Raw genomic sequence first — 15,649 nt, 5'->3', positions numbered from 1 at the left:
TGCATACCGCGAACATGTAGCGCGTTTCCCATAAATCCGATGCTATAGCACACGAGTACCAGCAGGAAACGCCTACGCGGTGAACCTAATTTTTAAAAAAAGGCGATACATGAAGTTTTCACCTTCCTTATTACGCGGCACCTTAATTAAAAGGTACAAGCGATTTCTTGCCGACGTTGAGCTAGACAACGGTTCAATCGTTACTGCTCATTGTCCAAATACAGGTGCAATGTCCGGCTGCGCTGAGCCGGGATACACGGTTTTTTTAAGTGAGTCGACAAACCCTAAACGAAAGCTAAAGTATACATGGGAACTTGCACAAACGTTTGATGGCCACTTCATCGGTATCAATACACACAATGCTAATAAGTTGGTGGCAGAAGCACTAGATAACAAGGTGCTAGATGAATTTTCCGATATCAGCGGTTGGAAAGCAGAAGTAACACCACCAACTGCCAATAGCCGATTCGACTTCGCGTTAACGCGAGAAAACACGCAGGGTCAAGAGCTTACAGAATATATGGAAGTAAAGTCCGTTACCTTAGCGGAAAATAATAAAGGCTACTTTCCCGATGCGGTAACCCAGCGAGGTGCAAAACACTGCTTAGAGCTAGCTCGCCTAGCGCAAAGCGGTGTAAAAACTAGCTTGTTGTTCTGTGTGCAACATACCGCTATTGAAAGTGTTCAAGTTGCAAAGCATATTGATCCAACCTATGCAGAAAGCGTACAGATTGCCGCTAATGCAGGTGTAACTCTGTTTGCCGCAGGCTGTATAATTGATGAACAAAAAATTCAATTAAATCAAATACTCCCTGTGATTTTATAAAAAATAGGTTGATTTTTTTCATTTCGCCTTCATATTTGCGCCTTGTTTTAGTGGTAGAACGCACTAATGCGTTTGCTGGTAGCCAGTCGTATAAGTGATTAAACATCTGGCAAATGTTAGAAACAACACACCAGCATAATAATTACATAGACACGATCGATTGCCTGAAGCTGTCGAGTCTGATATAGATATCGGTCCAATCAGGACAAGATGGATGTCGTAGTGTAGGAGATGTGGCAGATGCCAACAGGAAAAGAAACAAAATCCCTGGGACTATTAGCGCTGGCAGGTTTGCAGCCGTACGAGCCAAAAGCTGACGAAGAGTACATGGGCGAGGCCCAACTTGAGCACTTTCGTCTATTGCTTAAAGCGTGGCGCAATCAACTTCGTGAAGAGGTTGACCGTACGGTAACGCACATGAAGGATGAAGCAGCAAACTTCCCTGATCCTGTAGACCGTGCAGCTCAAGAAGAAGAGTTCAGCCTTGAGTTACGTACACGTGACCGTGAGCGTAAGCTAATAAAGAAAATTGAAAAAACGCTTAAGCGCATTGAAGAAGACGATTTCGGCTTCTGCGATTCTTGTGGTATCGAAATTGGTATCCGTCGCTTAGAAGCGCGTCCTACAGCTGATTTGTGTATCGACTGTAAGACCATGGCTGAAATCAAAGAAAAACAACTTCAAGGTTAAGCTAATAACCGCGAGTATGTTGATATAGAAAGCCTCATCCCAAAAAGATGGGGCTTTTTGTTAAACCTTAATTATGCATAACCACTATGTAGGGCGCTTTGCTCCCTCACCCTCCGGCCAATTACATTTCGGTTCACTCGTTACTGCTGTCGCCAGCTACCTAGACGCGAAAAGCCACAACGGCACTTGGTTGCTTCGCATGGAAGACATCGACGAACCACGCTGTATAGCAGGCGTCGACAAGGACATCCTCACCACACTTGAAGCCCATGGTTTGTATTGGGATGGCGATGTCATTTACCAAAGTCAGCAACATCCTCGTTATCAAGCGTTCCTTAACGATTTACTTGCTCAAAAGCATGCCTACTTTTGCACATGTACACGTAAGCAAATTAAAGCTATGGGCGGTATCTATAACGGCAATTGTCGAGACAAGTCAGTGTGCTCAGCCACACAGGACTGTGCACTGCGCCTAAAAGTAGATACGCCACTTGAGGCATTTGAAGATGTGCTCATGGGTGAGGTTACGCCTTCTAGTTCAAGCGCCAGCTTAAACGCCGAAGATGTACTACTAAAGCGACGTGACGGTTTGTTTTCTTACAATCTTGTGGTCATTTTGGACGATGTATTTCAGCAAGTTAACTGTGTAATCAGAGGGTGCGACCTTATTGATGTGACGCCATTGCAACGCGCGGTGTATAAAACACTTGGTTACACCGCCCCTCAATACGGGCATGTGCCGGTAGCGGCTGTCGCACCAGGCAGAAAACTCAGTAAACAAAACCGAGCAGCCCCCGTTAATAACAATACAGCGCTAAATAATATTGTGCGTGTAATGGACTTTTTAGGCTTTCCCTTTCCAATTGCATCAGAATTTGATGATATTGATTCAGCGCTTAAAGCGGCTATTTCGATGTGGGATAGGAAAAAAGTAGTGAAAACACCCGAAATTATTGTTCCACAGCATGAATCCACTTATTATAGCGAACCTTTATAGTCTGCGGAGATACCATCATCATTCATCGTGTTTTTAAATCTGTTAAGCGCGCTTTTTCAAAAGAGAGCTCGTCCTCTGACGCTTTGAAGCCAAGGACAATGACCCGTGGAGAACACGGCATTTCTCGTGAAGATGTAAGCGCAAATGCATTGAAAGTAATGTATCGCCTTAATGGAGCTGGCTTCGAATCCTATTTGGTCGGAGGCTGTGTACGCGATATTTTGATGGGTCACGAACCAAAAGACTTCGATGTGGTGACTAATGCTACACCTGAACAGATTAAGGGATTATTTAGAAACTGCCGCTTGATAGGCAGGCGCTTTCGCTTAGCTCATATTGTTTTTGGTCGAGAAATTATTGAAGTTGCCACATTCCGTGGTCACCACCAAGAGTCCGACGAAGACGAAAATCTGCCAAAGGGCAAAGCTATTGCAAAGCGTGATGCACATGGTCAGTTAGTTCGCGATAACGTATTTGGCTCTATCGAAGAAGATGCCGAGCGTCGTGACTTTACCTTTAATGCCATGTATTACAGCGTGGCTGACTTTACGGTGAAAGACTTTGCAAATGGTCTAGCCGCCATAGAAAAGCGTGAAGTTGAGCTAATTGGCGACCCAGAAACACGCTATCGTGAAGACCCAGTGCGAATGCTACGTGCGGTACGTTTTGCCGTTAAACTGGGCATGAGCATCGAAGAAAAAACCGCGGCACCGATAAAATCTCTGGCGAACCTTCTTCAGAACATACCACCAGCACGTTTGTTTGAAGAAACCCTTAAATTGTTTTTATCGGGTAAAGGAGAAGAAACCTTCTTAATGCTGCACGAATACGGTTTAATTGAGCCTTTATTCCCTCAGCTTACGCCGTTTTTAAAAGATGAAAACAGCCGAGAAATGCAGTTTGTACGCCGCGTGCTTGCCAATACCGATGAACGCATTAACAACGACCAGCGTGTTACCCCCGCTTTCCTTTATGCGGCACTATTGTGGTATCCGGTTGAAGAGCAGTCTCAACGCTTGCAAAGCGAATCTGGCTTAAACGCACACGATGCGTTTAACATTGCATCAGGCGAGGTTATTGCCCGTCAGACGCAACGCATTATGATCCCTAAGCGCTTCTCTACCGTGGTACGGGACATCTGGATTTTACAGCAACGCCTTCCCAAACGCTTTGGTCGTCGCGCGTTTCAATTGCTTACTCACCCTAAGTTCAGAGCTGGCTATGACTTCTTATTGGCTCGAGGTCAAATAGAAGGCGGCGACCTGCTTGAACTCGCCCAGTGGTGGACGCACTTCCAGCACGCTGACAATGGTAAACAAAAAGGCATGCTTAACGCACTTCGCAAAAGCGAGGGTGGCGGAAAAGGTGCACCGCGTAAACGCAAGCGTAAACCAGCAGCGAAACGAGGTCCAGATGCATAAAGAGCACGTTTACATTGGCGTAGGTAGCAACCTTGGCAATAGCCAAGAAAAAGCGCAGCGTGCGTTTGATGCCATTAACCAATTAGAAGATACTCGCGTACTTAAAACCTCTTCACTTTATTCCAGTAAGCCGATGGGGCCGCAAGACCAGCCTGATTATATTAATGCAGTATGCTTAATAGAAACGTCACTCAAACCTCACGGACTATTAAAACAACTTCAGCGCATCGAGCTAGAAGAAGGCCGCGAGCGTAAGGGTGAACGCTGGGGCCCACGCACGCTGGACTTAGACATATTGCTATACGGCAGTGAAACTATCGATACTGCAGACTTGATTATTCCTCACTACGGTATGGCTGAGCGTGAGTTCGTTATGGTCCCCTTGTTTGAAATTTCCCCTAATATGGTAATGCACGACGGTAAGCCTATTTCAGCGTGGGTTGCTAACTGCTCGCTAGACGGACTTAGTCGCCTGCGAGACTTCCAATTAGCAACAAAATCCGTATAGTTCGCCACACGATATCAACAAATATCAATCTGAGACATGTCATGAAGAAAGTAACAGTATCTGGCTTGCTTAAGAAAAAGCAGGCTGGGGAAAAGATCACCTCTTTAACCGCTTACGACGCCAGCTTCGCCAAAATGTTTGATGAACAAGGCGTAGACGCCCTTCTTATCGGCGACTCTTTAGGCATGGTTCTTCAAGGTGAAGACGACACCCTTCCGGTAACTATCGACGATATTGCTTATCACACAAAAAGTGTACGACGTGGTACCGAGCGCGCTTTCGTTTTAGCTGATATGCCATTCATGTCTTACGCTACACCAGAGCAAACCTACACTAATGCAGCAAAGCTAATGGCTGCCGGTGCTAGCATGGTAAAGATGGAAGGCGGAAGCTGGTTATGCGACACCATTAAAGGCTTAAACCTTCGCGGCGTGCCCGTATGCGGGCATTTAGGCTTAACACCGCAGTCAGTTCACGTATTCGGTGGGTTTAAAGTACAAGGTCGTGAAGCAAGCCAAGCGGAAAAGCTGCTTAGTGAAGCAAAAGCATTAGAAGAAGCCGGTATTCAGCTACTGGTACTTGAATGCGTACCCTCATCACTAGGGAAAGCAGTAAGCGAAGCCTTAACCATACCTGTAATAGGCATAGGCGCAGGTAAAGATACTGACGGCCAAATTCTAGTGATGCACGATATGTTTGGTATCAGCGCCAACTACATGCCTAAGTTTTCTAAGAACTATCTTGTAGAAACTGGAGATATGCGCAAAGCAGTATCAAAATACATTGAAGATGTGCAAAGCGGTGCGTTTCCTTCTGCTGAACACAGCTTCGAATAACGGGGTAAAATATGAAGGTGCTTGATAGTATTTCAACATTGCGCGACACCGTAAATACGTGGCGTCGAAATGGTGAAACCGTAGGTTTTGTACCCACGATGGGTAACCTGCACGACGGTCATCTTAAACTAGTTAAAAAAGCAAAAGCACACAACGACAAAGTGGTGGTAAGCATTTTTGTTAACCCCATGCAGTTTGGTGCGAACGAAGATTTAGACGCCTATCCACGCACTATTGAAGAAGATAAAGCTAAGCTTATTTCGGTGGGCGCAGATGCCGTATTTTTACCAAGTGTTGCTGAGATGTACCCGGCAGGTCTAGACGCGCAAACCTTTGTTGAAGTGCCTGGTATATCAGACTCTCACTGTGGGGCAAGTCGTCCAGGACATTTTCGCGGCGTGGCAACCGTGGTTACTAAACTGTTTAACATGGTACAGCCAGACGATGCCTTCTTTGGCGAGAAAGATTTCCAACAACTACAAGTTATTCGCGCTCTAGCGCGCGACTTGTCGATGGCGGTAACAGTTCATGGCGTACCTACCGAGCGCGAGGCGTCAGGTCTGGCAATGAGCTCTAGAAATGGCTACCTGACAGAGGCGGAAAAAAACACAGCAAGCGCTATTTTTGAAGAGATGCAGCGTATTAAAGCGAGCATTGAAAGTGGTAATACTCACTTTGCTGAGCTTGAAAATATCATGGTTGCTAACCTTGAAGCGAAAGGCTTTAAGAAAGACTACTGCCAGGTAGTTAACGCAGCTACGTTTGAAGCGGCTAACGATAGCGACAAAGAGCTAGTATTGCTAGTTGCTATGTTTATGGGTAAGACCCGTTTAATCGATAACATGCAAATTACGCGACGTTAAGCGAAAGCCACATATAAACGAAAAAACGCCCAATGCATTACTCTTAAACAGAGCCCGCATTGGGCGTTTTTTATTTGTTCGTTCTGAGAAGTTAGCTTTTTCGTTAGCGTCTAAAAGACTAACACTTGATAAGCTAACATCTATAAAGCAACGGTATCTGCTTCGCGAACAAAATCCATTAGCTCTTTCCACGCCTGCGTTTCTTTCGCGATTAAGTGCTGCTCAGCCAAAATAGCGGCCAAATCATTATGACTCGTTAGCGGGTTGGCTAACACCACGCGAAATACGGTAATACACTGAGATGGGTAATCTGGCGCTTCTAAGCGAGTACGAGATACAAATGACTTACCCGCTTCACGCTGCTGCTTTTGGACGGCAACAACAAGGGCATCAACCTTCTCATTAATAGCGTTGCGGGTTTTAGCATTCACATGCTTCAGCTTTTCCTGCACTTCTTCAGGGCACACTCGATAGGTTAATAGCGATAACGTCGGCGTAGTAGTTAATTCAAAGTCACTCGCCTTATCTATCATTTGTGAAAAGTCTTTGGCTTTATCGATGCTGCGATCAATAAGGAGCTCGTAACCTTTGCGACCAAATATATGCAGTGCCGAGTACACCATCATAGCCATACCGTTACGGGAGCCCTCTAACGTGGTAGCACCTAAATCTTTCGAGCCTGCACGCAGTATATACTGAGCATGATGTCTTACCGCGTTGGCATGTTGTGGGTCTTTAAAAAGGGCCATGCCTGCACCCATAGGCACGTACATTTGCTTGTGAGCATCAATAGTGACTGAGTCTGCTCGCTCTATGCCTTTTAGTCTGTCGCGATAACGCGCTGAGAACAACGTAGCGCCGCCCCAAGCTGCATCTACGTGGAACCAACAGCCCAGCTCTTTGGCGACGTCAGCAAGTTCATCCAGCGGGTCGACGTGACCGGTCTCAGTGGTACCGCCCACGCCAACAATAGCAAGGAGTTTATTGCCTTCTTCTTGATAGCGTTTACCAATGCGAAGGGCTTTCGCTGGATCTAGGGTTTGTTTCGGCGCAGCGACCGTTAGTAACTGCTCACGCCCTAAGCCTAGTAAGTCTACTGCCTTTGATAACGAGTAATGGCCACGTTTACTGCACATTACCCCTAAGTTATTAATATCGTAGTGACGATAAGCAGCGGCAAGGCCCGCTTTAGCCACGCCTGAAAAGCCCTTTTGTGGGCCGAGCAATTTATTGCGAGCTACCCACAAGGCAGTGATATTGGCGATAGTACCACCTGAACAGAATGCGCCTAATGAGTGTGCCGCACTGTGCAAGTGCTCATCGTAAAAGTCCTGGGGCTGGTCATACACAAGGTTGTGCATCATACCCAGCACTTGGCGTTCTAGGGGCGTAAACGCTTTAGAGGTCTCTATTTTAACCAGGTTCTGGTTAAGCCCTACCATTAGCTTAGAAAGCGGTAGGTGAAAATAAGGCAGCGCAGAGGTCATGTGACCAATAAATGTAGGCGAGTAAGTATTTACAGAGTGCGCAACGAGCTTATCGAGCAAGCTTTCAGCATGAGTAGACACAAACTCGGGTGACTCAGGCACCTTGGAGTCTGAAAAGTCTTTTTCAATTTCTTCTAACGACGTTTTTTTTGTCACGACATGCTGCGACAAAAAATCTAAGATATTGTCAGATAAATGCTGCTCTATTTGAGCCAGCTTTGAGTCTTTGTGTTCAGGTTTGGTAAAGACCCTAAACAGGTGCTCTAAACTAACTTGCGCTTCACCCACTCAACACACCTCATACTTTAAACAATCACACATTTCGCTTACATTTATTGGGCGAAATAAACAGGCGGTTTTGTAGGATACCGGCCTGACACTTACTTTTCCTTTTAGCCATTTAGCATGCTTCTTAAACAGCAGCTATTTAACCCCTATACCTCGTTGCTATAAAAAACTAGATATCGGCTAGGCTAATGCGCGTTGACGCGGTCCATTCGTTGCCAAACCTGAAACTTATCACAATACTTTCAGGGTGTGGCACTTTACATCAGATTGCAATGCTCGCCAAGAGGCAGAAACCGCCAATTCACCGTCTTATGTGAAACATTCAGACTAGTTAGTCAATTTTCATGGACACGGTGCACACACTATACCTATAGCTGCCTAGTGATGTGACCTGCAAGGATAAACCATACTTCTTTCAAATTAGTACCGCAAAATTTTGCACTCTCAACTATATTTAATTTATGAATAGTGCGAATGCGCAGTCTGCTATAGCTGTTAAGTACAGGTGTCAGCGACGTATCAGTCACTATTAGATACATTATTGCAAGGAGGTCGGTTTATGCCCATTCGCGAAATATCCGAGGATTTCTCCATAGAAGATATTGTCCCCTACTTTCAACCCATCGTTGATTTAAATAGCCAAGGAGTGTGGCGATACGAATGCTTGGCACGCCTTATTACACGAGGGGATAAAACCTTTCTGCCCAGCGAATTTCTTTATCTTATTGAACGAGAGCAACATGTAAATTCACTTGCAGCAAGTATGTTCGTTCAGTGTGCCAGTTACTTTCACGATGTGAATATTCCTTGGAATATTAATATAAGTGCCAAAGATTTGTATAACCAGGAACTTACCAACACACTTATAACCCATTTAGCGAGTTACCCAGCGCCAGAGCGAGTAAGCATTGAAGTCAGCGCATCTACAGCACTGTCTAACCCTAAAAACTTAACCGCCTTTATAGAAAAAAGTATGCATGCCGGGCTTGGCGTGTTTATCGATAATGTAGGCTCTTGCCCAGGAAATATACGGGCGTTGATGAACCTGCCAGTTCGAGGCATAAAGCTAGCGGGCGGGCTCATTAAACATTACGATGAACAAGAGGCGGTAAGAGAATATGTGGACTATTTACTGTCGCTGTGTGAACGACATAGCGTAAGCACCATAGCCGAACACGTTGAAGATGAAGCGCATTTAGAACGCGTAAAACGCTTGCCCATTCGCTATGCTCAGGGCTATGTGTTTAGTCCGCCTTTAGCGAACGTACGCTCTGCCACAGCACGGCATTAATAGGCTCGTCGTTTAGCGATATAGACGAAAAAAGGGCGAGGTATTGAAGTAAGCTCCCCGCCCTTTTATTTAAGTTAAGCTGCCGCCCAAATATTGAGAGCTTTATGCGCTTTCTTCACTACGACAATTTAGCTTCCAACAGGACTGCCCGCTACCTCGGTACTTTCGTTCAAACGGCGTCATGTGATTGTCGCCGGTGACTTCAGATAAGTCTGACACCATGCCGTAGTGTTTAGCCGCTTGCGCAAATTCCATTAGATAGATAAGCCAATTGCTTCGCACCTCTATGTTAGGGGTGATCGCCATCAAATCCACCATGGCCGCACTGCCGTGCCAACGCTTTTGAACCTGGGTCTTTTTGGGGTACGGGTTTGGGTACAGTAAAAAGTGCTGCGTCACGTTCCAGTTAGACTGTTTTACCAGGCGCCAAAAGTCATTCACATCAGCACGGATCACCCGATAGTTATCCTGCTGCGCGCTGTAATGCTCATGTTTATCTACTCGTAAAGCTGACTTATCAATGCCGATAACACGGGCATCGGGGTTAGCTCTTGCTATGTTTGCCGTACTTTCGCCAACACCACAGCAAGAGTCTAGAATAACCTCGCCGTTGAAGCCGTCGCCAGCATCAAACCACGCACTTACCTCGTCAAAGGCGGCTTGTGTATGCTCGCTAATGGGTCGCTTGTTTTCACTCGCTTGGTACTTTTTTACTAAGTCATCTAACTTATCGTGAATACCCACCTGCGATGTGGTGATTTCTCTAGAGTTACCGCTTGCCATTAGCTCCGAATACCTTTACCGGTTTTAAGTAAATAGTACGCTACGCTAAATAGCAACGCGTTGAAGCCCACTAACAAAGTAAGCGATAGTGTCACGTTCACGTCAGATACACCTAAAAAGCCGTATCGAAATCCGTTAACCATATATACAACAGGGTTCGCTTTGCTCACCCATTGCCAGAATTCAGGCAATAGCGTAAGAGAATAGAATACGCCGCCTAAATAAGTTAACGGCGTTAAAACAAACGTTGGCACCACGCTGATATCATCAAAAGTTTTGGCAAACACCGCATTAATCAGGCCCGCAGTGGCAAACAAGGTAGAAGTAAGTAATAACGTCAGCGCTATAATGCCTAAATGATGTATTTGTACATCAACGAAAAATAGCGATACCAAGGTAACAATAATGCCAATAAGAATAGCGCGGGCTACACCGCCACCCACATAGCCAAGAATGATGACCGAGGTGGGTACAGGCGATACCAATAGCTCTTCAATATTGCGCTGGAACTTTGCGCTAAAAAATGAAGACGACACATTGGCGTAAGAGTTTGTGATCACCGACATCATAATGAGACCCGGTACAATAAACTCCATGTAGGTAAAGCCCCCCATTTCGCCAATACGGTTACCGATAAGGCTACCGAATATAACGAAATAAAGGCTCATTGTAATAGCTGGCGGCACTAGGGTTTGTACCCATATGCGCAAAAAGCGCGTGCATTCTTTTATCCAAATCGTGGTTAGCGCTACATAGTTTTGTTTAAACCAACCCACGTTTTCTTCTGTGTTCATTTGTGTACTTTCAGTTTTCATGTTCTTCACCTTTTCCTGCTGTGGGCTTAGCTAGCTTGTTTAGCTGATTCAACTAAACGCACAAACAATTCTTCAAGGCGATTAGATTTGTTGCGCATACTCATTACTTGAACGCCCTTTTCACTGAGTTGCGTGAAAACTGGGTTTAGTCCTTCGGTTTTCTCTACATCAACTTCAAGGGTGTGGTCATCAATCAAGCGGTGCTCGAAACCGGTTAGCAGGTTGTCTGTGGTCGACACGCCATTTGGGGCTTTAATATCTAACACAAAGGTTTCTACATTAAGCTTAGACAGCAGCGCCTTCATGCTGGTGTTCTCTACAATGGTGCCCTTATTAATAATGGCGATATTGCGACACAGCATCTCTGCTTCTTCAAGGTAGTGGGTGGTGAGGATAATGGTTATCCCCTGACGGTTTATTTCTTCTAAAAAGCCCCACATAGAGCGGCGAATTTCAATATCTACGCCTGCAGTTGGTTCATCTAGAATAAGTAGCTTTGGTTCATGCATTAACGCACGAGCAATCATTAAGCGGCGTTTCATACCGCCCGATAACTCACGGGCGCGGGCATCGCGCTTTTCCCATAGATCGAGTTGAGCAAGGTATTTTTTAGCGCGTTCTTTCGCAACACTGCGCGGTACGCCATAGTACCCAGCTTGGTTAAGCACAATTTGCAGCACGGTCTCAAACTGATTGAAGTTGAACTCTTGTGGTACCAGACCAATGCAGGCTTTAGCTTGTTCTTTTTGCGTTGTGAGATCATAACCAAACACCGAAACACTGCCGTTAGTTTGATTAACAAGTGAGCTTATAATACCAATGGTGGTAGATTTTCCCGCCCCATTAGGGCCGAGTAATGCAAAGAAGTCTCCTTCTTGTACTGTAAGGTCGACGCCTTTTAGTGCCTGTACGCCACCTTTGTAGGTTTTGGTTAACCCTTTAATGTCCAACGCTTTCATGATTTGCCCGTAGTGAGAGTGTGACTACTAAGACATACTGACCTTTGCTATGAGCCGAAAATCAGTACGCCCTAACCAACTTTAGTGAGATGTCGTTATCTGTCGCTAACAATATATAGCCTACAAAGTGTAACCTAGTTCATGCTATTAAATGAATACACTCGCGTTTAGTGGTTGCTTTAAACAGTTAGAAAATGAGAGCGAAAAGCACTTTTTCAACCCTAATAAAAAAGCGCTGCGTACCGTTGGGGGAGCACGCAGCGCAAAGGGTAGCTATAAGCCAATAGAAATATTTACGTAGAAGTTCAGCCTTACCGCTTCCACGGTGCTGTTTGTCACTCTCTTGAGAATAAAAAAGACGTCAACAGCACAGTCTGTTTTAATCACGTTGCACCTGTTAAAACAGACTGAGTAAAGAAGCCTGTTTAGAAGCGGTGCGCACTGTGTTCGACAGATGATGTTTATTTAACACGGTATAAATGGCAGAAAAGGCACCCAATTGTGGAAATGTAATGATGGTTTAATACTAATCCACACAGACAGTACAATAGAACGCTAAGCCAGATAGAAACTCGCGTTGTAGAATGCTCTATTAATAAAAATTTCGCTCAACGCTTCTCAAATATGGCGTAAATGAGGCAAGTTTGAGGATTTTATGTCGAACTTAGGCAATAGCTTTTGTTCATAGGTATAGTGTGCGCTTTATTAGAATTATAATTGCGGGTTAATGTATGCCAAAGACAATTGCATTAGTGGAAGATGACGCGGCCATTCGCGAAAACTACATTATGGCGCTTAAAGCGCAGGGATATAGCGTAAATGCCTATGAAGACAGACCCTCTGCGGCCGAAGCGTTTAACCACACCCTACCCGACTTAGCCATTATTGATATTGGTTTGAAAGATGAAATAGAAGGTGGCTTTATGCTGTGCCAGCAACTGCGAGGTCTTTCTCAAACCCTTCCTATTATCTTTTTTACTGCGCGGGATAACGACGTCGATACTATTAGTGGCCTTAGAATGGGCGCTGATGATTATCTAACTAAAGATATCAGCATGGCCCACCTGCTAGCCCGAATTGCCGCACTGTTTAGACGTACAGATTTGCTTGCTGCTCCCACAGAGCAAAAAGATGAGCTAAAAGTAGGTGACTTAAAAGTAGATGTATCGAGAATGACGGTAAACTGGCAAAACCAACCTGTTTTACTGACGGTAACAGAGTTCTGGATGCTGCACGCACTCATCAAGCGACCAGGTCACGTAAAAAGCCGTCAACAGCTTATGGATGAGTCGAGAATGGTAGTCGACGACACCACCATTACGTCTCACATAAAACGTATGCGCAAGAAATTTGTGCAGCTTGACGCAAACTTTGATCATATCGATACCGTGTACGGTATGGGGTATCGCTGGCAGCTTTAAAGTACGTGGGTTTAACGCTGTGTATCATCAGTAAAAAATAGAGGCAACCGGCTACACACATGGGATTTCGCTTTTCTATCCGCCTTCAGCTTATGGTGCTGTCGTTGTTCCTATTCACCATTCCCTACTTGGGCTATAACTATGTGTGGGAGCTTGAACAATACCTTAGAAATGGTCAAGAGCAGACCATGATAGGTACGGCGCGAGCCGTCGCCACTGCGCTTCACGAGCGACCAGCTTTATTTGATAGTCAATCAGCTTATCTTCAAGACGTACGCCCCGGTACAGACCTTTACGCGCCGCCTATTCCTTATCCTATTCAGCTAGATGGCGAACTTAACGACTGGCAGCAAGTTAGTGAGTTGATGAGCGAGTATGGCAGTGATGAAATCATTGAGTATTACAACGGCTTTGCTGGCGAACCCACTAGCCTGTCTTTTAAGCATATGGTGGGACGCTACGGACAATTTTTGTATGCCATGTTTGAAGTGAGCGATGACGTGCTGTTATGGCGGCAACCTAATAGCTTAAGTGTAGAAACGGGCGACCATTTACTTATCGGCATGGAAACCCCAGAGGGCGAACTAGCAAGATACGTTGTTGCGCCCTATGAAAGTGGCTGGGTAAATGCGTACAAACTTGCTAGCAACACGTCTACAACGCGGGCAATAGAGAACGCCCTTTCAATTCAAGGTCGCTGGCAGGAAACCGCCACTGGCTACAATGTTGAATTGCGCTTTCCGCTGTCTATGACCACAGGCGGCTTAGCATTTTCACTTGTCGATGTTGATAATGAAGACAGCAGGTTGAAGCAATACGCGCTCGGCACGGCAAATACAAAAGAACTCGCTGAACTGGGAACTGTCATAACACCCTCCCCTGAAATTGAGCGTATTTTGGCAGGCTTGAAATATGCCGATTCTAGGGTGTGGGTTGTGGACAAGCACAAACGCGTGCTCGCTCGCGCTGGTGATATTCAATCGGCTACAGGCATTAAAGTCGATGAAAAAGAAGCCCCATCTAATGCGGTATGGCATTGGATAGAAAGTGAGTGGTTACTTCCACTTTACTACCAAATTCTTACGCGCCCACCTGCCGACTTTATCGATGAGTTAGACGATGCCTACGCACTCGTGGGGCAGGATTTAGGTACGGCGTTAAATGGTCAACCAGACTCACTGTGGCGTTTGTCTCCCGATAACAAAGCTATTGTACTTTCTGCTGCTTACCCCATTTTTATTGAAGGCAATGTAATGGGGGCGGTAATTGTAGAACAGACAACCAATGGCATTCGCACATTGCGAAACCGAGCCCTAGAACAACTTTTCCACGTTATTTTAGCAGTAATGACCATAGGTACATTGGGGTTACTGCTATTCGCTACGCGAATTTCAAATCGTATCCGTTCCCTTCGCGATAACACCGAGGCTGTCATTGATGACAATGGTAAAATTATTGGCACATTGCCGGTATCGAATCAACGTGATGAAATTGGCGATTTATCCCGTTCATTTGCGGACGTTCTTTCACGCTTACAGCAATACAACTCTTATCTAGAGAACATGGCCTCTCGTTTGTCTCATGAGCTTAGAACACCTATCGCTGTGGTGAAGTCATCGTTAGACATGCTTTCTCACGTTAATGACGCTGATCAACAAGCAGTATTTGTTGAAAGGGCTCAGTCGGGCGTAAATCGCCTAAGTACCATATTAAACAGTATGAGTGAGGCAACGCGATTAGAGCAGGCGATTGAGCAGGAAGACCTAGAAACCTTCAATATTATTAAGGTGATTGACGGATGTGTTCAGGGCTATCAGCACGCTTATGCGCAAAGAAAATGGACCTTTATATCTACTGATAATAGTTTGCTTATTAAGGGGTCACCTGAACTTATTGCCCAGCTTTTCGATAAAATCGTGTCAAACGCTGTGGACTTCAGCAAAGACAATGATGAAATTATCGTCAAACTCGAAAAGCACGAAAAAACTGTTCAATTGTCGGTGAGTAACCCTGGGCCTTTACTACCCAAAGGAATGAAGAGTCAGCTTACCCAATCCATGGTATCGGTAAGAAAAGAAAATGACGTGCAAAACGCGACTAACTCTCCTCATTTAGGATTAGGACTTTATATTGCGAACATGATAGCCACTTTTCATAAAGGTCAGCTCTTATTAAATGACAGAGGAGATGGCACGGGTGTCATCGTTACCGTTACTCTGCCGCTTTAATTCTGATATAAGCTATTTTTGGCAAAGTTACTTGTTATAAATAGTCGGAGAATCTAATAGCAAAGCAAAAGTCTCTCCTCATGAGACGTCCTTTTTGTTAAATGGCAGGCTATCTTACAAAAGCAACTGGCCGAAATATAAAGAGAATTTGAATTAAGCATTACTTAAGACTCTTTCAAACATATCAAATGAGAATGTTTATTATTTATATTTACATTGCTTTGCATATCTCATAG

General features: G+C 45.1%; 14 protein-coding genes. 10 read left to right on the top strand and 4 right to left on the bottom strand.

Translation table 11 applies throughout. The annotated features are described in order from the left end of the window. The first annotated feature begins 109 nt into the window (after positions 1-109). The 7 genes from sfsA to panC all read left to right on the top strand — a co-directional run bounded on the left by sfsA (position 110) and on the right by panC (position 6,141). Entirely contained in the window at positions 110-826 is a 717-nt protein-coding gene (gene sfsA, locus ACXAER_RS12100; protein WP_474829553.1) for a DNA/RNA nuclease SfsA, read from the top strand. 240 nt (positions 827-1,066) lie between these two features. Next, the gene (dksA, locus tag ACXAER_RS12095; RefSeq protein WP_474829551.1) at positions 1,067-1,516 is read left to right on the top strand and encodes an RNA polymerase-binding protein DksA; all 450 of its coding nucleotides are present in this window, start codon (positions 1,067-1,069) and stop codon (positions 1,514-1,516) included. A 73-nt stretch (positions 1,517-1,589) separates the two neighbouring features. Then, positions 1,590-2,513, top strand: coding sequence for a tRNA glutamyl-Q(34) synthetase GluQRS (gene gluQRS, locus ACXAER_RS12090; RefSeq protein WP_474829549.1), 924 nt, complete (start codon positions 1,590-1,592; stop codon positions 2,511-2,513). Between the two features lie 98 nt (positions 2,514-2,611). Beyond that, positions 2,612-3,934, top strand: coding sequence for a polynucleotide adenylyltransferase PcnB (gene pcnB, locus ACXAER_RS12085; protein WP_474829547.1), 1,323 nt, complete (start codon positions 2,612-2,614; stop codon positions 3,932-3,934). Then, positions 3,927-4,442 (top strand): 2-amino-4-hydroxy-6-hydroxymethyldihydropteridine diphosphokinase, encoded by a 516-nt coding sequence (folK, locus tag ACXAER_RS12080; RefSeq protein ID WP_474829545.1) that lies wholly within the window; start codon positions 3,927-3,929, stop codon positions 4,440-4,442. The genes pcnB and folK overlap by 8 nt, the downstream gene beginning before the upstream one ends. 41 nt (positions 4,443-4,483) lie before the next feature. Next, on the top strand, positions 4,484-5,278 hold the full coding sequence (gene panB, locus ACXAER_RS12075) for a 3-methyl-2-oxobutanoate hydroxymethyltransferase (RefSeq protein ID WP_014980494.1): 795 nt from the start codon (positions 4,484-4,486) through the stop codon (positions 5,276-5,278). An 11-nt stretch (positions 5,279-5,289) separates the two neighbouring features. Next, positions 5,290-6,141 carry a pantoate--beta-alanine ligase gene (gene panC / locus ACXAER_RS12070; RefSeq protein WP_474829543.1) on the top strand — a complete coding sequence of 284 codons (852 nt, stop codon included), beginning with the start codon at positions 5,290-5,292 and terminating at the stop codon, positions 6,139-6,141. Positions 6,142-6,281: 140 nt separating this feature from the next. Here the strand turns inward: panC and panP are convergent, their stop codons facing one another. Next, a complete protein-coding gene (panP, locus tag ACXAER_RS12065; protein WP_474829541.1) occupies positions 6,282-7,916 on the bottom strand; it encodes a pyridoxal-dependent aspartate 1-decarboxylase PanP in 1,635 nt (544 codons plus the stop codon). Between the two features lie 559 nt (positions 7,917-8,475). On the opposite strand from panP, the gene ACXAER_RS12060 reads away from it, so the two are divergent. Next, positions 8,476-9,207: an EAL domain-containing protein gene (locus ACXAER_RS12060; RefSeq protein ID WP_474829539.1), complete on the top strand. Its 732-nt coding sequence runs from the start codon at positions 8,476-8,478 to the stop codon at positions 9,205-9,207. Between the two features lie 102 nt (positions 9,208-9,309). Here ACXAER_RS12060 and trmB read toward each other — a convergent pair whose 3' ends face one another. Genes trmB through ACXAER_RS12045 form a run of 3 tightly spaced genes read right to left on the bottom strand, consistent with a single transcriptional unit; the run spans position 9,310 to position 11,764 of the window. Further along, positions 9,310-9,990, bottom strand: coding sequence for a tRNA (guanine(46)-N(7))-methyltransferase TrmB (gene trmB / locus ACXAER_RS12055; RefSeq protein ID WP_474829537.1), 681 nt, complete (start codon positions 9,988-9,990; stop codon positions 9,310-9,312). After that, a complete protein-coding gene (locus ACXAER_RS12050) occupies positions 9,990-10,805 on the bottom strand; it encodes an ABC transporter permease (protein WP_474829535.1) in 816 nt (271 codons plus the stop codon). The genes trmB and ACXAER_RS12050 overlap by 1 nt, the downstream gene beginning before the upstream one ends. A gap of 26 nt (positions 10,806-10,831) precedes the next feature. Further along, positions 10,832-11,764, bottom strand: coding sequence for an ABC transporter ATP-binding protein (locus ACXAER_RS12045; protein ID WP_474829533.1), 933 nt, complete (start codon positions 11,762-11,764; stop codon positions 10,832-10,834). 731 nt (positions 11,765-12,495) lie between these two features. On the opposite strand from ACXAER_RS12045, the gene pdsR reads away from it, so the two are divergent. Further along, the gene (pdsR, locus tag ACXAER_RS12040) at positions 12,496-13,185 is read left to right on the top strand and encodes a proteobacterial dedicated sortase system response regulator (protein WP_474829531.1); all 690 of its coding nucleotides are present in this window, start codon (positions 12,496-12,498) and stop codon (positions 13,183-13,185) included. A gap of 59 nt (positions 13,186-13,244) precedes the next feature. Next, positions 13,245-15,413: a proteobacterial dedicated sortase system histidine kinase gene (gene pdsS, locus ACXAER_RS12035; protein ID WP_474829529.1), complete on the top strand. Its 2,169-nt coding sequence runs from the start codon at positions 13,245-13,247 to the stop codon at positions 15,411-15,413. The last annotated feature ends 236 nt before the right edge of the window (positions 15,414-15,649 follow it).

The sequence above is a fragment of the Alteromonas sp. AWJ4_199 genome (assembly GCF_056159165.1).
The sequence above is the reverse complement of the archived record's forward strand: the minus strand, read 5'-3'. Positions and strand labels throughout refer to the sequence as shown.